This is a genomic window from Trinickia sp., assembly GCF_057351765.1.
The window spans coordinates 22,870-42,107 of record NZ_JBMRBK010000091.1; the positions used below are offsets into that span (position 1 = coordinate 22,870).

Consider the following 19,238-nt stretch of genomic DNA (forward strand, 5'->3'; position numbering starts at 1 on the left):
CTTTTACACTCTCCAGAGAATCTGCGCAGCGTAGCCCGCACACGCGAGCAGCCAAACGATCGTCAGCGCTTGCAGCGTGAGACGCACACCGGTGGGCTTCACGTAATCCATCCAGATGTCGCGCACGCCGACCCAGGCGTGATAGAAGAGCGAGAGCAGCGTGACGAAGGTCGCGAGCTTCATCCACTGCGTGGCGAAGATCGATGCCCAGCCCTCGTACGAGAAATCGCGCGCGCCGAAGAACCAGACGAGCAGGATGACGGTGTAGATCGCCATGATCGTGGCGGTGATGCGTTGCGCGAGCCAATCGCGCAAACCGTAATGCGCGCCTACGACAAGGCGCTTCGAGCCGATTCGATTATTGGCTGCCATTTCTCAGAATGCTCCGAACAGTTTGAGCGCGAAGGCGATCGTGAGGACCGACGAGACTGCGAACACAACGATGGAAGTGCGCTTGCCGCTCTCCTTCGAGACCGCATCGTGGTTCGTATCCATCAGCAAATGGCGGATACCGGCGCAGAAATGAAAGAGAAAAGCCCACGCGAGCACGAGTGTGATGAGCTTGACGAGGATGTTGGAGAGAAAGAGCTTGAAGACTTCGAAGCTCAGTTCGGAGGTGAGGCTTTGATCGAACAGGTAGAGCAGAAACGGAAGGAATACGAACAATAGCGCACCGCTCACGCGGTGCAGGATCGATACACGCCCCGCCAGAGGAAGACGATACGCCGTCAATATCTGACCGATGCCGATGTTCCGGAACTCCGGCCTCGGCTTTTTTACGGCTTCTGCCATACTAGACCCCTACTATGTAGTCACACTAACCCGCGATTTTAGCGCCTTTTCATACCGCGGCGCAGCGAAAAACCTCGAACCCTGTTGCGGCGGCCGCCCGCGCGGATGCGGCGCCGAGCCGAACATGTCCCGCGCAGCGCGGGTTTGGCAGCGCTTGGCCGCTCTTGGCATGGCCACCGCAGCGCCTCAGCTCAGATCGTTCTGATAGTAGTACCCGGTTGTGACATACCAACCGCGGCGCACTTCGACCGCGCGATCGCCGTACGTATAGGACACGCGTTCCACGGACAACAACGGAAATCCTGCCGGCACGCCGAGCAGTTCGGAAACCGGAGCCTCGGCCGCCACGGCGCGGATCTTCTCGGACGCGCGGATCATCCGCGTGCCGAACTCCGCTTCGAACATGGCGTAAAGCGGCCCCTTGTATTCGCTCAGCCGCTCGAACGTCAGGCCGCGAAACACGCCGCCGGGCAACCAGATTTCATCGAAAACCGTCGTCGCGCCGTCGAACTCGAGCAAGCGCCGGATCTGGACGACCGGATCGGACGGCTTCAATTCGAGTTGGCGCGCAATCTCGGCCGGCGCGCGCAAACGCCGACATTCGAGCAGCCGGCTCACGTGCGCGTGCTCGGCGCCGTCATCGGCCAGCAATCGCAGAAAGCGGAACTGCGCGCGCTCTTCGTTGTGCGTCGCAACGAACGTGCCCTTGCCCTGACGGCGCACGAGCAGATTGTCGGCCGCGAGTTCGTCGATGGCCTTGCGGACCGTCCCCTGGCTCACCTTGTAGCGCACCGCCAGCTCGACCTCGCTGGGGATGATCTCGCCGGGCTTCCATTCGCCGGACTCGAGACTCTGCGTGATAAGTGCCTTGATTTGCCGGTAAAGCGGGCTGAACGTCGGCGAAGTGGCGTTCCCGGCCGGCCCGTCTTCGGGTTGGCCGTTCTGATTCGCAGCGCTCGCCTGGTTCGCATTCATGCCGCGCATTTCAACATAAACGCGGCTCGCGCGTCCAGGTCTTCGTATCGATTCATGTGTCTTATATAAGACATAAGATAAGGTTGACTTTGCTCCACTGCGCTCCTACACTCCAGCGCGAACCGCGAGGCGCGCCGCGTATCGGCATACCGCTCGCCCAGAGCCGCTCGGCCTACACGCTTCGCGTAACGCGCATAAAATGGCGTTTTCCTAGTCAAAACGCACCAACGCATCGTCCTGGAGAGTTCTCAATGGCTAAGTCCGCTAAGCGCGTTGCCGTCACCGGCGCCGCAGGTCAAATCGGTTACTCGCTGCTCTTTCGCATCGCCAACGGCGATCTGCTCGGCAAGGACCAGCCCGTCATCCTGCAACTGCTCGATCTGCCGCAAGCGCAAGCCGCCGTCAAAGGCGTCGTAATGGAACTGGAAGACTGCGCGTTTCCGTTGCTCGCGGGCGTGGTCGTGACCGACGACCCGAAGGTCGCCTTCAAGGATGCCGACGTCGCGCTGCTCGTCGGCGCCCGCCCGCGCTCGAAGGGTATGGAGCGCAAGGACCTGCTTTCCGCGAACGCCGAAATCTTCACGGTGCAGGGACGTGCACTCAACGAAGCGGCAAGCCGCGACGTGAAGGTTCTCGTGGTCGGCAACCCGGCCAACACCAACGCCTATATCGCGATGAAGTCGGCACCCGATCTGCCGAAGAAGAACTTCACCGCCATGCTGCGCCTCGATCATAACCGTGCGCTCTCGCAACTGGCCGCCAAGTCGGGCAAGCCTGTGGCATCGATCGAAAAGCTCGCCGTGTGGGGCAATCACTCGCCGACGATGTACCCCGATTTCCGCTTCGCGACGGCCGAAGGCCAATCGCTCACCAAGCTGATCAACGACGACGAGTGGAACCGCAACGTCTTCATCCCGACCGTCGGCAAGCGCGGCGCGGCCATCATCGAGGCGCGCGGCCTGTCGTCGGCCGCCTCGGCGGCCAATGCGGCGATCGACCACGTGCGTGACTGGATTCTCGGTACGAACGGCAAATGGGTCACGATGGGCATCCCGTCGGACGGATCCTACGGCATCCCCGAAGACATCGTGTACGGCGTGCCCGTCACCTGCGAGAACGGCGAGTACAAGCGCGTCGAAGGCCTTGAAATCGACGCTTTCTCGCGCGAAAAGATGGACTTCACGCTCAACGAACTGCTCGAAGAGCGCGACGGCGTTCAGCATCTGCTCGGCTGATCGCGGTCGATGCCCGGCGCGCCGGTCCGGCCCGCAGCAGCGGGCGTGCAAAAACCGGTGCGCCGTGCCTGGGTAGTTCTTGCAGTGCGCGGCGCGCCGGCAGCATGCTTTGACAGACGCGCCGCCGCCCGCAAGACTTCGCAGTGGATTCGCGCGCGCTTTGGCTTTCATCCTTGCGTTCGAGCACGTACCCGCAGAGCCCGCCCGAATCCGCTCTTGTTCACGACGACTGACGCTTTGTGACGCCGAAGATGCGCGCCCTCTCCCCCGCCGAAGTGTTGTTTGACGGCGAAGCTCCGCCGAGCGTCCTGCCCGTTTGCGACCACTATGCGGGCAGCGAAAAGCTGATGCTCAAATCGCTCGCGCTGCAGGCCGAGCTCGGGCCGGTCTTCGATGTCACGCTCGATTGCGAGGATGGCGCGCAAGTCGGCCGCGAGGCCGAGCATGCCGAACTCGTGGCGTCGCTCATCGGCAGCGAGCACGATGCGTTCGGCCGCGTCGGCGTACGTATCCACGACTTCCATCATCCGCATTGGCGCGACGACGTGCGGCTCATCCTGCGCGCCGCGAAACGCGCGCCGGCCTACATCACGCTGCCGAAGATTCGCCATGTCGCCGATGCGGCCGAGATGTGCGCATTCATCGAGGCCACGCGGCGCGAGCTCGGCATCGCGTCGCCGATTCCGACGCAACTGCTGATCGAGACGCACGGTGCACTCGCGCATGTCTTCCAGCTGGCCGCGCTGCCCACCGTCGAGGCGCTGTCGTTCGGCCTCATGGATTTCGTCTCGGCGCATGACGGTGCCATTCCCGATACGGCCATGCGCTCGCCGGGACAGTTCGACCATCCGCTCGTGCGGCGCGCCAAGCTCGAAATTGCAGCGGCGTGCCATGCCCACGGACGCGTGCCTTCGCACAACGTGAGCACCGAGGTGCGCGATATGGGAATCGTCTCAGCCGATGCGGAGCGGGCACGCGACGAATTCGGCTACACGCGCATGTGGAGTATCCATCCCGCGCAAGTGCCGGTCATCGTCGCCGCGTTCGCGCCGCGCGACGAGGCCATCGCGCTCGCCGCCGAGATTCTGCTTGCAGCGCAGGCCGCGCAGTGGGGACCGACGCGTCACGGCGACACGCTGCATGACCGCGCGAGCTACCGCTACTACTGGTCGGTACTGCGCCGCGCGCAAGCGACGGGCAAAACGCTACCAATAGAAACAGCATCGTTTTTCGCGGGGCCGGCCAAATAGGAGAAAATAGCGACCGCCGTGTCTCAAAAGACCCGGCCACCTGGGGTCAGCACCCGTCCCAATTGACGGTGAATATCGACCCAGGGCCCGTTTCCGTCTCAAAGTTACTCGAAAGGTCTCGATTCCCATGAAGAAATTGCTGCTTGCTTCCCTCATCGGCACGCTGTCCGCCACGATGCTGCTGGTCAGCGCCGACGCGGCCGCCCAGACGAGCACCCATTCGGCCACGGTGAAGAAGCCGGCGCCGAAGCACCGCATCGTCAAACGCAAGCCGGGCGCCACGCCCGCGAAAGCCGATCCCATCGAAGAGGGCTCGGTCGAATGGTCGTGCGCTGAAAGCCAGCACTTCGAGCTCAAGGGCGACATGAAGCGCGACCAGATCGTCACCGTGCACTGGGGCACCAAGAACTACAAGCTGCCGCGCGAAACGACGACGACGGGTGCCGATCGCTTCCACGATGCCGCGACGGGCATGGACCTCGTCGTGATCCCGACGAAGGCCATGCTGTTCTCCGACAAGGACAGCGCGCGTCTCGCCGACGAGTGCAAGACCGCGTCGATGACGCAAGGCGAGCCGGCGCCCACGCAAAGCACCGCCATCCAGAAGTCGAACTGAGCGCCAGGGCGCCAGCCTTCCTCCATGTCCGCCGCGATCGAAAACGTCAGGCCAGAGCCCGATCAGGTGCTGGTCGACATCGTCGACTATGTCCTGAACACCGGGATCGACAGCGCGCTTGCGCTCGATACCGCGCGCAATTGTCTGCTCGATACGCTCGGCTGCGGACTGGAGGCGCTTTCCTATCCGGCCTGCACCAAATTGCTCGGGCCCATCGTGCCGGGCACGATCGTACCCAACGGGGCGAAGGTGCCCGGCACGCAGTTCCAGCTCGACCCGGTTCAGGCCGCCTTCAACATCGGCGCGATGATCCGGTGGCTGGATTTCAACGACACCTGGCTCGCCGCGGAATGGGGCCATCCCTCCGATAATCTCGGCGGCATTCTGGCCGTGGCCGATTGGCTCTCGCGTACCGCCGTCGCCGCCGGGCGGGCCCCGCTCGTCATGCGCGACGTGCTCGTCGCCATGGTGAAGGCCCACGAGATCCAGGGCGTCGTCGCGCTCGAAAACGCGTTCAACCGCGTCGGTCTCGATCACGTGCTGCTCGTCAAACTGGCATCGACAGCCGTGGTGGGCCAGATGCTCGGCCTGACGCGCGACGAATTGATCAACGCCGTCTCGCTCGTGTTCGTCGACGGTCACGCGCTGCGTACCTATCGGCACGCACCGAATACGGGCTCGCGCAAGTCGTGGGCCGCGGGCGACGCCACTTCGCGCGCCGTGCGGCTCGCGCTCATCGCCAGGACCGGCGAGATGGGTTACCCATCGGCACTGACCGCGAAGACCTGGGGCTTTTACGACGTCCTGTTCAAAGGCAACGCATTCCGGTTTCAGCGTCCGTACGGCTCGTACGTGATGGAGAACGTGCTGTTCAAGGTCGCGTTTCCGGCCGAATTCCATGCGCAGACCGCCGTCGAAGCGGCCATGACGTTACACGGGCGCCTGCGCTCGAGCGGCAAGCGTGTTGCCGACATCGCCAGGATCACGATCCGCACACATGAAGCGGCGCTTCGCATCATCGACAAAAAAGGTCCGCTCGCGAATCCGGCCGATCGCGATCACTGCATTCAGTACATGGTCGCCGTACCGCTCATTTTCGGGCGCCTGACGGCGGCCGATTACGAAGACGCGCTCGCGGCCGATCCCCGTATCGATGCGTTGCGCGCGAAGATCGAATGCGTCGAGGACCCGCAGTTCACGAAGGATTATCACGATCCCGACCAACGTTCGATCCCCAACGGGTTGACGATCGTCTTCGACGACGGTTCGGCGCTCGACGAAGTCGTCGTCGAATACCCGATCGGACACAAACGCCGCCGAGCCGAAGGCATCCCGCTGCTCGTCGAGAAGTTCAGGACGAATCTCGCGCGGCGGTTTCCCGGCAAACAGCAGCAAGCGATTCTCGACGTCTCGCTCGATCAGGCACGGCTCGAAGCCATGCCGGTTCACGAGTACGTCGACCTCTATGTGATTTAGCGCCAGGCATGCAATGGTTTCAACGTATCAACATCAGGTTTCAGAAACGTCATAACGTCATTTCCTCGCTCCAAACCTAGGAAAAACCATGGCCCATAACCTCCACAACACGCTCAAGGAATTCGATAGCGGAAGCGGCAAAGGCAAGTTCTATTCGCTGCCGGAACTCGGCCGCGCCCTGAACGTCGAGATCGATCGTCTGCCGATATCGATCCGTATCGTGCTCGAATCGGTGCTGCGCAATGTCGACGGCAAGAAAGTTTCCGAGGAGCACGTCGCGCAACTCGCCAATTGGAAGCCGAACGCCGCGCGCGTCGACGAAATCCCGTTCGTTGTCGCGCGTGTCGTGTTGCAGGACTTCACTGGCGTGCCGCTGCTCGCCGATATCGCCGCGATGCGTGGCGTGGCCAAGCGCACGGGCAAGGACCCGAAGGCGATCGAGCCGCTCGTGCCGGTCGATCTCGTCGTCGACCATTCCGTTCAGATCGATTATTACCGTCAGAAGGACGCGCTCGATCTGAACATGAAACTGGAATTCCAGCGCAATAACGAGCGCTATCAGTTCATGAAGTGGGGCATGCAGGCGTTCGATACGTTCAAGGTCGTGCCTCCGGGCGTCGGCATCGTGCACCAGGTCAACCTCGAATATCTCGCGCGCGGCGTTCACAAGAAGGCCGAGGGCGGCGATACCGTCTATTACCCCGACACGCTCGTCGGTACGGACAGCCACACCACGATGATCAACGGCATCGGCGTGGTGGGCTGGGGCGTCGGCGGGATCGAGGCCGAAGCCGGCATGCTTGGGCAGCCCGTGTATTTCCTGACGCCGGACGTTGTCGGCGTGGAACTCAAGGGCAAGCTGCGCGAAGGCGTGACCGCCACGGACCTCGTGCTCACGATCACCGAATTGCTGCGCAAGGAGAAGGTCGTCGGCAAGTTCGTCGAATTCTTTGGCGACGGCACCGCTTCACTGACGCTGCCGGATCGCGCGACGATCGGCAATATGGCGCCGGAGTATGGCGCGACGATGGGCTTTTTCCCCGTCGACGAAAAGACGATCGCCTATTTCAAGGGCACGGGCCGCACCGAGGCCGAAATCGCCGCATTCGAAAACTACTTCAAGGCCCAACAGCTCTTCGGCATTCCAAAGGCTGGCCAGATCGATTACACGAAGGTCGTGACGCTCGATCTCGCCACCGTTGCGCCGTCGCTCGCCGGTCCGAAGCGTCCGCAGGACCGCATTGAAATCGGCAACGTGAAATCGACGTTTGCCGAGCTGTTCTCGAAGCCTGTCGGCGAGAACGGCTTTGCGAAGAAGCCCGCCGACCTCGACGCGGCGTACAAGACGTCGAACGGTATTGCGTTGAAGAACGGCGACGTGCTGATCGCGGCGATCACCTCGTGCACGAATACGTCGAACCCGAGCGTGCTACTGGCGGCCGGCCTGCTTGCGAAAAAGGCCGTCGAAGCCGGCTTGACCGTTGCTCCGCACATCAAGACATCGCTCGCGCCGGGCTCGCGCATCGTCACCGAATATCTGACGAAGACCGGGCTCTTGCCCTACCTGTCGAAGCTCGGCTTCGAGTTGGCCGCGTACGGCTGCACAACGTGTATTGGTAATGCGGGCGATCTGACGCCGGAGCTCAACGAAGCGATTACGACGAACGATGTCGTGGCGGCAGCCGTGTTGTCGGGCAACCGCAACTTCGAGGCGCGCATTCACCCGAACATCCGCGCGAACTTCCTGGCATCGCCGCCGCTCGTGGTCGCTTATGCGATCGCCGGCACGATCACGCGCGATCTGATGACCGAGCCTGTCGGCAAGGGCACGGGCGGCAAGGACATCTATCTCGGCGATATCTGGCCGTCGAGCGAGGAAGTCAACGCGCTGCTCAAGTTTGCGCTCGACGCCGATGCCTTCCGCACCAATTACTCGCAATTGACGAAGGACGGCGACCTCTGGAGCAAGATCGAAGGCGAGGAAGGCCAGGTTTACGATTGGCCGAAGTCGACCTACATTGCGGAGCCGCCCTTCTTCGGCAGCGAGTTCTCGATGCAGCCGGCGAACTCGATTCCGGCCATCACGGGCGCGCGCGCCCTCGGCGTCTTCGGCGATTCGGTGACGACCGACCACATCAGCCCTGCCGGCTCGATCAAGGAAGACTCGCCGGCCGGCAAGTGGCTGAAGGCGAATGGCGTGCAAAAGGCCGACTTCAACAGCTACGGCTCGCGCCGCGGCAATCATGACGTCATGATGCGCGGCACGTTCGCGAATGTGCGGATCAAGAACCTCATGATTCCGCCGAAGGCTGACGGGACGCGCGTGGAAGGCGGCTTGACGATTCACCAGCCGAGCGGCGAGCAGCTCTCCATTTACGATGCGGCGATGAAGTACATCGACCAGGACACGCCGACTATCGTCTTTGCGGGCGAAGAGTACGGCACGGGCTCGTCGCGCGACTGGGCCGCCAAGGGCACCCAACTGCTGGGGGTGAAAGCTGTCGTTGCACGCAGCTTCGAGCGGATTCATCGCTCGAATCTCGTCGGCATGGGTGTGCTTCCGCTGCAGTTCAAGGGATCGGACAGCGTGCAATCGCTCGGCATCACGGGCGAAGAGACGTACGATATCGAGGGTCTCGGAGCCGACTTCAAGCCGCAGCAGGAGGTCACGCTCGTCATCCATGGCAAGGATGGCAAGACGCAGCGCGTGCCGGTGTTGTTGCGCATCGATACGCCGATCGAAGTCGACTACTACAAGCACGGCGGGATTCTGCCGTACGTGCTGCGCTCGTTGCTGGCGGCGTAACCTTCGCAACGTTGTCCGCAGGCGCCGCGCCCGGTCCGGGCGCGGCGATATGTGTCCATGACAAAACTTTCATCACCGAGCGCACCGCTCTTCGGCGTACCCCATGCGCGCGAAGCGGTTCGCGCGCTGCGACCTTCGCAAATCCGCGAGGTGGCCAACGCAGGCTTCGGAAATCCGGACGTCTTGCCGTTCTGGTTCGGAGAGTCGGATCGCGCCACGCCACGATTCATCCGCGATGCGGCGTGCGCCGCGCTGGCTGCCGGCGATACCTTTTACACGCACAACCTCGGTATCGCGCCATTGCGCGAGGCAATAGCTCGCCACGTATCGGCCTGGCATGGTCCGACCGATGCTGGCCATGTTGCGGTCACGAGCGCCGGCGTCAACGCGCTGATGCTCGCATCGCAACTCGTCGTCGGCGCGGGCGACAAGGTCGTCGCGGTCACGCCGCTGTGGCCGAACATCGTCGAAATGCCGAAAATTCTGGGCGCTTGCGTCGAGACGGTGTCGCTCGAGTACGGCGCAAACGGTTGGCAGCTCGACGTCGATCGCCTCATCGGAGCACTGACGCCCGATACGCGCCTCGTCATCATCAATGCACCCAACAACCCCTCGGGCTGGGTGATGCCGCGCGAGCAGCAGCAAGCGGTGCTCGACCACTGCCGGCGGCACGGAATCTGGATCGTCGCCGATGAAGTCTATGAGCGTCTCTATTACGACGACGCTCGTGAGGACGTCTGTGCGCCGTCTTTTCTCGATCTGGCGTCGCGGGACGAGCGGGTCATCTGCGTGAACTCGTTTTCGAAGGCTTATCTGATGACCGGGTGGCGCCTCGGCTGGCTCGTCGCCCCGGCATCGCTGATGGACGACCTCGCGAAGCTCATCGAGTACAACACGTCGTGCGCGCCGGCGTTCGTGCAACAGGCAGGGATCGCTGCCCTGGGCGACGATGGGCAGACCCCTCGTACGCTCGTACGCGCGTTGCGCGCGTCGCGCGATCATCTCGTTGCGGCGCTGCGGGCTCTGCCCGGTATCGATGCCGCGTCGCCGCCCGGCGCCATGTATGTCTTTTTCTCCATGCCGGGCGCGAAGGAGAGCCTTGCACTATGCAAAGCACTGGTACGCGAGGCGGGGCTCGGTCTCGCGCCGGGAAGCGCGTTCGGGCCCGAAGGCGAAGGATTCGTGCGCTGGTGCTACGCGTGCGATGTAGAGCGGATCGACGCGGGGATTGCTCGCCTGAGAAGATTCCTCGAATCGCACCGGTGACGGCGGTCGTGCGTCAATAGTTTTGAACATACGGAAACTATTGACGCGGGCACCGAGATGAACTCTAAGTTTACATATCCGCAAAACTTCGCCTCGGTACCGCGTGCAAACCTGCGCCGCATGCGCCGAATCAATGACCGCGCACTCGTTCGAGAAGCGAGGCACTCGCATACCCATCGGCGGGCAGTCCGTTCTTTGCCTGAAAGGCGCGAATGGCCGCACGCGTAGCCGGCCCCAGCATACCGTCCACCGTGCCCGCGTCGTAACCTTGCTGCCCGAGCAAAGTTTGAAGCAGCGTCAGACCGGGACGGTCAAGCGGCGGATCGTCCTTCGGCCATGTGCCGCGCACCTGCCCCTGCCCGTCGAAACGCTGAGCAAGCAGCGTCACGGCGAGCGCGTAGGACGTCGAGTTGTTGTAGCCGAGAATCGCGCGGAAGCTGTCGAACACGAGAAATGCCGGGCCTTTATACCCTGCCGGCAAGAGCACCGATGCTCGCTCGTCTTCGCGTAACGACGACGGTGAACTGCCAATGGGGCGCACGCCCGCACGAGTCCACTCGCCTACCGTCTTTTTGATGCCGAGGTCGGCCTGCGCATAATCGAAGCCGTCGCCAAGTGTGACTTCCAATGCGATGGGCTCGCCGGCTTGCCAGCCGAGCGATTGCAAGAGATTGGCCGTTGACGCCAATGCATCTCCGCTGGACGTCCAGATATCGCGCTTGCCGTTGCCGTCGAAATCGACTGCGTAGCGGTTGTAAGTCGACGGGATGAATTGCGTCTGCCCCATTGCGCCAGCCCACGAGCCCAACATCTGGCCTGGCGTCACATCCCCGTGCTGGAGAATTTTCAGCGCAGAGATCAATTCTGTTTGAGCGAAGGCACGCCGGCGTCCGTCGTACGCCAGCGTGGCGAGCGATCTGATGACTTGCAGATCTCCCATCTGCTGACCGTAGTTGCTTTCGATTCCCCAGATTGCGGTAAGAATTCGTGGCGGCGGCGCATAACGCGAAGACACTGCCGCCAGCGTCGAAATATTGGCCGCCAACGCGTCGCGCCCGCGCTGTACTCGCGGAGCCGATAGTACGTTGTCCAAATAGTCCCAGATGGGCGTGACGAACTCGGGCTGCGCCTGATCCCGTGCGATCACCGCTGGATCTGGAGCGACATCGGCGAACGCACGGTCGAACGTTTGCTCTGTAATGCCGGCCGCAATCGCATCCTTGCGGAACTGCGCCTTCCAGTTATCGAAGGCCGCCGGGTCTACGGGTGCCTGCTCGGGAGCGGATGCGGGCATGGCCGACCTGGCCGGCGCAGCGGGCGCGGCTTGTGCGAAGGCGCCGGCCGGAAGGCAGGCGAAAAGCAACGCGGCACAGAGCGGCGCGCGGCGCGGAATACGTCTTTGTCGGGGTGTGCGGATCATGTCGTTCGAATGGGCGGGCGCCGTTCGGGCGCAATCGGATCGATTCTGAGGCCCTCGTTTGGCCGCAAGGTTCCCGCAATGCTGCCAGAAATGACGTGATCGAGGTACGGCGGCTCGCGTCGATAGGGCGACTCGATGCTCTTCCGGTTACGCCACCGCCCGCGCCGCGTTCCTCCCCCTCAACCATTCGAGCACGAGCAGCAGACACGTCGAGAACACGATCAGAATCGTGGCAAGCGCGGCTATCGTCGGCGTGATGTTCTCGCGGATACCAGTAAACATCTGCCGCGGCAGCGTGGTCTGATCCGCCCCGGCCAAAAACAGCGTCACCACGACTTCATCGAACGAAGTCGCAAACGCAAACAGCGCACCGGATATCACCCCAGGTGCAATCACGGGCAGCGTAATCCGAAAGAAGGTCCGCGTCGGATTGGCGCCCAGCGATAGGCTCGCCCGCACGAGATTCCCGTCGAAGCCCTGCAACGTCGCCCCGACTGTCGTCACGACAAACGGCACGCCCAGCGCGGCATGCGCCATGATGAGCCCCGCATAGGTGTTCGCCAGCCCGAGCGGGGCAAAGAACAAATACATGCCGACACCGACCACGATCACCGGCACGATCATCGGCGAAATCAAAATCGCCATCAGCACGGCCTTGCCGCGAAAATTCGCCTTGGCCAAACCGAGCGCCGCGAGCGTGCCAAGAACCGTTGCGAGGAGCGTCGCCGACGGCGCGACGATAAAGCTGTTCTTGGCCGCCTGCTGCCATTCGCCCGACGTCACGAGATTGACGTACCAGCGCATCGACCAGCTCGGAATCGGATAGACCAGAAACGTGCTCGACGAAAATGAAAGCGGCACGATGGCGAGCACCGGCAACACCAGATAAAGCAATGTAAGCGCGGCCAGGCCACGTAGCCCGAAGTACCAAATGCGCTCGATGAGCGACGTATGCGGCGCAAACATCGGTTTGGCGAATCTCATGTTCAGCTCCGTTCCCGTTACCCGTCAACGGGAAACCAAATCAAAGGCTCGGCTGGGCACGCGTAAAGCGCCCATAGATCGCATAAAGCACGAGCGTGGCTGCAAGCAACAGACCGCCCAACGCACATGCCATCCCCCAGTTGATCGTCACGTTCGTAAAGTAGGCCACGTAATAACTGACCATCTGGTCGTCGGGCCCACCCAGCAATGCAGGCGTGATGTAGTACCCGATCGACAGAATGAAGACGAGCAGCGCACCCGCTCCGATGCCGGGATAAGTCTGCGGCACATACACGCGCCAAAAGGCGGCAAACGGATGGCTGCCCAGCGAAACGGCCGCACGTTGATAAGTCGATGGAATCGCCTTCATGACGCTATAGAGCGGCAAAATCATGAAAGGCAACAGAATGTGCGTCATCGATATGTACACGCCCGCCCGATTGAACAACAGCGCGAGCGGCGCATGAGTCAATCCCAGCGACTGCAACGTGCGATTGACGAGCCCTTCGCTTTGCAGCAGCACGATCCAGGCCGCCACACGCACGAGAATCGACGTCCAGAACGGAATGAGCACCAGGATCATCGCCAGATTGGCACGCCGCTCGTCGAGCGTCGAAATCCAGTACGCGAGCGGATAGCCGAGCAGCAGCGCGGCCAGCGTTACGACGGCACTGATGACGAACGTCCGCCCGAAAACCGTCAGATAGATGCGTTGATCGGGATCGGTCGCCTCGATATGGCCAAACGCGTCTTGCCGATGGTCGAGCGAGGCAAGCAGGTAAAACGGCGAGTAACGCGACCCATTTTTCGCAATCGCACGCCAGTAACGCGCGTCATCCCAGCGCCCATCGATCTCGATCATCCTCGCGCGAATCTGCTCGGGCGGGAGCAACTGACCCGCATCGTCCTTGAGCGGCATCGCCCGCGCAGTCTTTGCAACGAGCGAGCGGTACCCCGGGATTTCAACGTTCAGCCGCCGCGCGAGACCGCCGAGCGACTCGCCATCCTCGAGCGTAGTCAAATCGGCCGCCAGCGCGGCATAGGCCGTGTCGGGCAAAGCACTCTTGCGATCCCAATGGCGCAGTTGCGCAACCGTCTTGGGCAACGCACCCGCGACCTCGGGATTCTCGACGGCTCGCGTAAGCAGCGCTCCGATCGGGACGACAAAAATCAGCAGCAAAAACACCGCGAGCGGCGCGATCATGAGCAAAGCCACTGCCCGCTTACGAGCCTGTGCGGCCCTCAGTTCACGCTTGAGCGCAGCGCTCGCCGCCGCATTCAACTCGCCCGTGATCGTCATCGTGTTCACGCTCATCTCCCACCGTGCCTCTCGCGCTGCGTGCCACCCACTCTTGCGAGCGGGCGGCGCCGCGGTGTCGCTTCAGATCGTCTCGCCGCTTACTTCGAGGCCCACGCCGCGAAGCGTTGCTCGAGTTCGTCGCCGTAATCGGTCCAGAACGCCGCATCCTGCAGCACGGCGTTCTTGCCATTGGCCGGCGAATTCGGCAGATTGGCCAGCGTTTTAGCGTCGAGCGATTTGATCGCGCCGCGGTTGGCGGGACCGTAAGTGATGTGCTGCGCGTAGACCTTCTGCGGATCGGTGGACACGGTGTAGGCGATGAACTTCTCGGCCAGCGCCTTGTTGGGCGAGCCCTTCGGAATGACCCAATAGTCGAGATCGTAAATGCTGCCGTTCCAGACGACCTTGAGATTCTTACCCTCGCTTTGCGCCGCGCTGATCCGGCCATTGAAGGCGGAAGACATCACGACGTCGCCCGCAACGAGAAACTGCGGCGGCTGCGCACCGGCTTCCCACCACTGAATGTTCGGCTTCAGTTCGTCGAGCTTCTTGAACGCGCGATCCTGACCTGCCTTCGTGGCGAGCACCTTGTAGACGTCCTTCGGCGCGACACCGTCGGCCATCAGCGCAAACTCCAGATTGCCGCGGGCACCTTTACGCAGGGCCCGTTTGCCCGGGAATTTCTTCACATCCCAGAAATCGGCCCAGCCGGTCGGCGCGGTCTTCAGCTTGTCGGCGTTATAGGCCAGCGCTGTCGACCAAACGAAAAAGCCGACACCGCAAGTGCGCGGCGATTCGGGGATGAGCTGGTCTTTTTTCGCGATCTTCGACCAGTCGAGCTTCTCGTACAGACCTTCGTCACAGCCCCGGCCCAGGTCGCCCGATTCCACTTCCACGACATCCCAGTTGACGTGCTTGGCTTCCACCATCGCCTTGATCTTGGCGGTCTCGCCGTTGTATTCGACGGCCGTGACCTTGTCGCCGGTCTGCTTCTCGAACGGCTGGTAGTAAGCCACCTTCTGTGCGTCGGCATTCGCGCCGCCGAAGTTGACGACGGTCAGCTCGGCGGCCTGCGTTACCGCCGCGAACGAAAGCGTCGCGGCGGCGGCAAGGGCCACCGTCACAGCGCTACGGTGCAGCGAAATCATGTTGGTCTTCATCTGGGTTCTCCTCTTCGTGGGCGGATCCGCCACTACGGCGACGGGTAATGTGCAGCGCGCGCGAAACCGTGGCTTCGCGCGGGTCAAGCAAAAACGCGCAGGTGTTCAGGAGCAAACTCGAGCGCGATCGGCGCCCCCGGCTCGAACGCATCGATCGCCTCGGTACCGAGCGGCACCTTGACGAAGCACTCGTCCTGTTGCGGCACGGCGCAGCGCATGCGCACGTGGTCGCCGAAATAGATCAGGCCGCGCACTTCGCTCGCCAGCGCATTGTGACCGTTGCGGCCGCCGCTCGTGGCGCCGTTGCCCCCCTGCGCAAGCCGCAAGCGCTCGGGACGGATGCAGGCAATGGCCGGCGCGCCGGCAATCGCGTTGGCGACATTGCGGCCAACGACGTGCGTGCCGTCGCGCAAACGCAGTTGGCAGAATTCGCCGTCCACGCCGGCGATCGTGCCGTGCAGCGTATTGCTGTCGCCGATGAAGTTCGCGACGAACTCGTTGCAGGGCGATTCGTAGAGCCGGTCGACCGTATCGAGCTGCTGGACGATCCCTTTGTCGAAGACGGCTACGCGGTCCGACATCGTCAGCGCTTCGCCCTGGTCGTGCGTCACGTAGACGAACGTGACGCCAAGCTTCTCGTGAAGCGCCTTCAGCTCGAGCTGCATGTGCTCGCGCAGTTGCTTGTCGAGCGCACCGAGCGGCTCGTCCATCAGCACGAGGCGCGGCTCGAATACGAGCGCGCGCGCAAGCGCAATGCGCTGCTGCTGCCCGCCCGACAGCTGGGCCGGATAGCGTTTCGCGAACGCTTCCATGCGCACCATCTTGAGCGCGTCATGCACGCGCGCCGCGCGCTCGGACGCGCCGAGCTTGCGCACGGTCAGCGGATATTCGACGTTCTGGGCAACGGTCAAATGAGGGAAAAGCGCATAGTTCTGGAACACCATGCCGATATTGCGCTTATGCGGCGGTACGGTGTTGAGCAGTTGTCCGTCCAGCCGGATCTCGCCGCCGGTCGGAAACTCGAAGCCGGCAAGCATCATCAGGCAAGTGGTCTTGCCGGAACCGGACGGCCCGAGCAGCGTCAGGAATTCGCCCTGGTAGATGTCGAGGTCGAGCCCCTTGACGACGAGCGTCTCGCCGTCGTACGTCTTGCGTACGCCGCGAAAGCTAACGATCACTTGTTCCGATTTCATCGTCTCCTCCCGAATGGCTCCATCGACAGTTGCGCACCGCGCTTCCTGTGCGATCCAATATAATCTGTTACGGTTCCACTCAACGGAGCCATTTCATTATTCCGAGAGGAACCACTTTGGACACGATCATCTTGTCCGACTGGCTCGGCGCGCGGCTCGAGCGCGGTACGACCGAACCGATGTACCGCCAGGTGCTGCGGCTGGTCCAACAGGCCATTCTCACTGGGCAACTCGCGCCCGGCACCAAGCTGCCGAGCTCACGAACGCTGGCCGAAGACCTCGATATTGCGCGCAATACGGTGCTCCGTGTCTACGACCAACTGACCGCCGAAGGCTACGTGCTTTCCACCACGGGCAGCGGCACTTATGTTGCCGATACCCGCCCGGACGCGGCAGCCGTGCGCGTCAAACCCGCGGCCCGAACGGATCAGGGCGCCGGTGCGGCGAATACGCCGAACGTGCAAACAGGCACGGCTCCCGGCTCCGCCGCAGGGAAAACCCTGAGCAACGCCGCGGCACCCCTCCTCTCGAACCGCGGCCGGCAGCTGATCGCGCGTGCCGGCGTGGCGCCGAAGCAATGGGGCGCATTCATGCCGGGCGTCCCCGATGTCAAGGAATTTCCCGCTCGCACGTGGAGCCGCCTGCAAGCGCGGCTCTGGAAGGAGGCCAACCCCGAGCTGCTCACCTATGCGCCGGGCGGCGGCTACCGGCCGCTGCGGCGAGCGCTCTCCGATTATCTGCGCGTCGCGCGCTCCGTAAAGTGCTCTCCCGATCAGATCATCATCACGACGGGCATCCATCAGTCCATGGATCTCGCCGTGCGGCTTCTGACCGATGTCGGCGATCGCGCCTGGGTGGAGGAACCTTGCTATTGGGGCGCGCGCAGCGTGTTGCAGTCGTCCGGGCTCGCGCTCACGCCTGTGCCCGTCGACGACGAAGGACTCAACCCGCGCGAACCCTCGTTGAAAGAACCGCCGCGGCTCGCCGTCGTCACGCCCTCCCATCAATATCCGCTCGGCATGGTCATGAGCCTCGCGCGGCGCCGCACGCTGCTCGAATACGCGCGTCAGCATCGAATGTGGATCGTCGAGGACGATTACGACAGCGAGTTCCGCTACGGCAGCCGGCCGATCGCGTCGTTGCAGGGGCTCGACGAGGCCGGACGGGTCATCTACGTCGGCAGCCTGGGCAAGATTCTGTACCCGGGGCTGCGAATCGGCTACATGGTGGCGCCTGAAGATCTCGTCGATACGTTTCGTACCGGCGTAGCCGAACTGTATCGGGAAGGCCAGCTCATGCACCAGGCCGTGCTCGCCGAGTTCATCATGGATGGATACCTTACGTCGCATGTACGCCGCATGCGCACACTTTACGGCGAGCGCCGTCAATTGCTCATCGATGCGATCGCGTCGCGCTTCGGCGACGCGCTACCCGTGATGGGCGATGAAGCCGGCCTTCACCTCGTGCTGGGGCTGCCCGACTCGGCCGACGATCGCGCGGTGACCACCGCGGCGTTCGAAGCCGGCGTGATCGTGCGGCCGCTCTCGGCCTACTACAGCGCCGAACACGCTGCGCGGCGCGGCCTGCTGCTCGGCTATGCCTGCGTACCGAACGATAAAATGGCGCCGACTTTCGATACGCTGGCACGCGCGATTGAAAGCCAGCTCGGCAAGCGCCGCACCGAGCGGGTCGCATGAGCTCGCGCTCGCCTGCACCGCGCTCTCGTCGCGTAGCCCCGCACACGTTGATGAATCCGCTACCGCGCAGCCCCCGCATCGAGCGCTGCCGCACGCACGCGCTCGCCCGCAATCGGAAACATCCGCTCGCGCAGTTGTGTCACGCGCCCCTCGTAGGCCTCGGCCGAGAGCCCCATCGCATCGATCTGCGCCCGCTGCGCCGAGTAATCGGCATATCGTGCACGCCATTCGTCGTCATGCCTGCGCATTTGCACGATCCGCTCGGCCACCTGAGCACCCAACGCCTGAGTGGCTTGCGCGCGCAATTCGTCGGCCGAGCCCTGCTGCCGGGCCAATTCGGCGATCGTGTCCACGCTCGCTTGCGCTTTAGCCTCGCGCTCGAGCGACGCGCGCTCTTCGGCCGGTAACGATTGCCTCCATGCGTCGAGTCGTGCGGCCCTTTGCTCGTCCGTCAACGTCGGATCGCTGGCGATTCGCAAGCGCGCGAGCGCATAAGCCGTCGTTCGCCACTGCTCGCCAAAGAAGGCTTCGCTCCACGCAGCACCCATCGTGCGGCTCGCGAGCGACGCCCGCGCATCGAACGCCGCCTGCAATGCGTCCGCATTTGCGCTGGCGACGCGCTCGATAGCAGGAACCTGCAGCGGCGCGAGATCGGCCAGCCCGGAGAGGTAGCTACGGTAGCGCTGCCAGAGATCGAGCGCTTCCGATTGGGCAATGCTGCCCTCGAGCTGCGCCGCAATCGCTCGCCTGACCATGGCATCGAGCACTTCGGGCGTCACTTCGTGACGAGCCGTCAGGAAATAGTCGAAGAAGTCTCGCGCGGCGCGCGTGACGGCCAAATGTCCCCGGACATCGAGCGGCAAGCGCGGCGCCATCGATCCGGACAGCGACCGCGGTTCGACCGCGCCCGATGTTGCCGCGCTTGGCCCGGCTGACCGCGAAATTGCCTCGCGCTCGCCGGCGCTCGAGTGCCGCGACAGCGTCGAACGTCCGACAGGTTTCGTTGCGTGATTGGCGAGACCGTCGGCCATGGAGAGATCCACGCACCAAACCACGAACGCAAACGCC

At 63.1% G+C, this 19,238-nt stretch carries 16 protein-coding genes; 7 read left to right on the forward strand and 9 right to left on the reverse strand.

Annotation, left to right across the window (positions count from 1 at the left end; translation table 11 throughout):
- Nucleotides 1–3: 3 nt before the first annotated feature.
- The 3 genes from sdhD to ACO1XS_RS24600 all read right to left on the reverse strand — a co-directional run bounded on the left by sdhD (nucleotide 4) and on the right by ACO1XS_RS24600 (nucleotide 1,776).
- Complete coding sequence (gene sdhD, locus ACO1XS_RS24590) at nucleotides 4–372, reverse strand: succinate dehydrogenase, hydrophobic membrane anchor protein (protein ID WP_173256621.1); 369 nt, start codon at nucleotides 370–372, stop codon at nucleotides 4–6.
- Nucleotides 373–375: 3 nt separating this feature from the next.
- The gene (gene sdhC, locus ACO1XS_RS24595; protein ID WP_331568626.1) at nucleotides 376–792 is read right to left on the reverse strand and encodes a succinate dehydrogenase, cytochrome b556 subunit; all 417 of its coding nucleotides are present in this window, start codon (nucleotides 790–792) and stop codon (nucleotides 376–378) included.
- 186 nt (nucleotides 793–978) lie between these two features.
- Entirely contained in the window at nucleotides 979–1,776 is a 798-nt protein-coding gene (locus tag ACO1XS_RS24600) for a GntR family transcriptional regulator (RefSeq protein ID WP_331568624.1), read from the reverse strand.
- A 242-nt stretch (nucleotides 1,777–2,018) separates the two neighbouring features.
- On the opposite strand from ACO1XS_RS24600, the gene ACO1XS_RS24605 reads away from it, so the two are divergent.
- From ACO1XS_RS24605 to ACO1XS_RS24630, 6 genes are all read left to right on the forward strand, one after another.
- Nucleotides 2,019–3,002, forward strand: a complete 984-nt coding sequence (locus ACO1XS_RS24605) for a malate dehydrogenase (RefSeq protein ID WP_331568622.1) — start codon at nucleotides 2,019–2,021, stop codon at nucleotides 3,000–3,002.
- Nucleotides 3,003–3,253: 251 nt separating this feature from the next.
- A complete protein-coding gene (locus tag ACO1XS_RS24610; protein WP_331568620.1) occupies nucleotides 3,254–4,252 on the forward strand; it encodes an HpcH/HpaI aldolase/citrate lyase family protein in 999 nt (332 codons plus the stop codon).
- Between the two features lie 127 nt (nucleotides 4,253–4,379).
- On the forward strand, nucleotides 4,380–4,868 hold the full coding sequence (locus ACO1XS_RS24615; RefSeq protein WP_331568618.1) for a hypothetical protein: 489 nt from the start codon (nucleotides 4,380–4,382) through the stop codon (nucleotides 4,866–4,868).
- Nucleotides 4,869–4,892: 24 nt separating this feature from the next.
- Nucleotides 4,893–6,344: a bifunctional 2-methylcitrate dehydratase/aconitate hydratase gene (locus ACO1XS_RS24620; RefSeq protein ID WP_331568616.1), complete on the forward strand. Its 1,452-nt coding sequence runs from the start codon at nucleotides 4,893–4,895 to the stop codon at nucleotides 6,342–6,344.
- Nucleotides 6,345–6,432: 88 nt separating this feature from the next.
- Complete coding sequence (acnA, locus tag ACO1XS_RS24625) at nucleotides 6,433–9,150, forward strand: aconitate hydratase AcnA (RefSeq protein ID WP_486391922.1); 2,718 nt, start codon at nucleotides 6,433–6,435, stop codon at nucleotides 9,148–9,150.
- A gap of 57 nt (nucleotides 9,151–9,207) precedes the next feature.
- The gene (locus ACO1XS_RS24630; RefSeq protein WP_486391923.1) at nucleotides 9,208–10,416 is read left to right on the forward strand and encodes a pyridoxal phosphate-dependent aminotransferase; all 1,209 of its coding nucleotides are present in this window, start codon (nucleotides 9,208–9,210) and stop codon (nucleotides 10,414–10,416) included.
- Between the two features lie 130 nt (nucleotides 10,417–10,546).
- On the opposite strand, the gene ACO1XS_RS24635 is transcribed toward ACO1XS_RS24630, so the two are convergent.
- From ACO1XS_RS24635 to ACO1XS_RS24655, 5 genes are all read right to left on the reverse strand, one after another.
- A complete protein-coding gene (locus tag ACO1XS_RS24635) occupies nucleotides 10,547–11,710 on the reverse strand; it encodes a lytic murein transglycosylase (RefSeq protein ID WP_331568610.1) in 1,164 nt (387 codons plus the stop codon).
- Nucleotides 11,711–11,983: 273 nt separating this feature from the next.
- Nucleotides 11,984–12,820, reverse strand: coding sequence for an ABC transporter permease (locus tag ACO1XS_RS24640; RefSeq protein ID WP_331568608.1), 837 nt, complete (start codon nucleotides 12,818–12,820; stop codon nucleotides 11,984–11,986).
- A 40-nt stretch (nucleotides 12,821–12,860) separates the two neighbouring features.
- Complete coding sequence (locus ACO1XS_RS24645) at nucleotides 12,861–14,120, reverse strand: ABC transporter permease (RefSeq protein ID WP_331568665.1); 1,260 nt, start codon at nucleotides 14,118–14,120, stop codon at nucleotides 12,861–12,863.
- A gap of 98 nt (nucleotides 14,121–14,218) precedes the next feature.
- The gene (locus ACO1XS_RS24650; RefSeq protein ID WP_414720210.1) at nucleotides 14,219–15,280 is read right to left on the reverse strand and encodes an ABC transporter substrate-binding protein; all 1,062 of its coding nucleotides are present in this window, start codon (nucleotides 15,278–15,280) and stop codon (nucleotides 14,219–14,221) included.
- An 83-nt stretch (nucleotides 15,281–15,363) separates the two neighbouring features.
- Nucleotides 15,364–16,473 carry an ABC transporter ATP-binding protein gene (locus tag ACO1XS_RS24655; protein ID WP_331568606.1) on the reverse strand — a complete coding sequence of 370 codons (1,110 nt, stop codon included), beginning with the start codon at nucleotides 16,471–16,473 and terminating at the stop codon, nucleotides 15,364–15,366.
- 116 nt (nucleotides 16,474–16,589) lie between these two features.
- Here ACO1XS_RS24655 and pdxR point away from each other — a divergent pair, with 116 nt between their 5' ends.
- Nucleotides 16,590–18,170: a MocR-like pyridoxine biosynthesis transcription factor PdxR gene (pdxR, locus tag ACO1XS_RS24660; RefSeq protein WP_331568604.1), complete on the forward strand. Its 1,581-nt coding sequence runs from the start codon at nucleotides 16,590–16,592 to the stop codon at nucleotides 18,168–18,170.
- A gap of 59 nt (nucleotides 18,171–18,229) precedes the next feature.
- Here the strand turns inward: pdxR and ACO1XS_RS24665 are convergent, their stop codons facing one another.
- Nucleotides 18,230–19,201 carry a lipase secretion chaperone gene (locus ACO1XS_RS24665; RefSeq protein ID WP_331568602.1) on the reverse strand — a complete coding sequence of 324 codons (972 nt, stop codon included), beginning with the start codon at nucleotides 19,199–19,201 and terminating at the stop codon, nucleotides 18,230–18,232.
- Nucleotides 19,202–19,238: the final 37 nt, after the last annotated feature.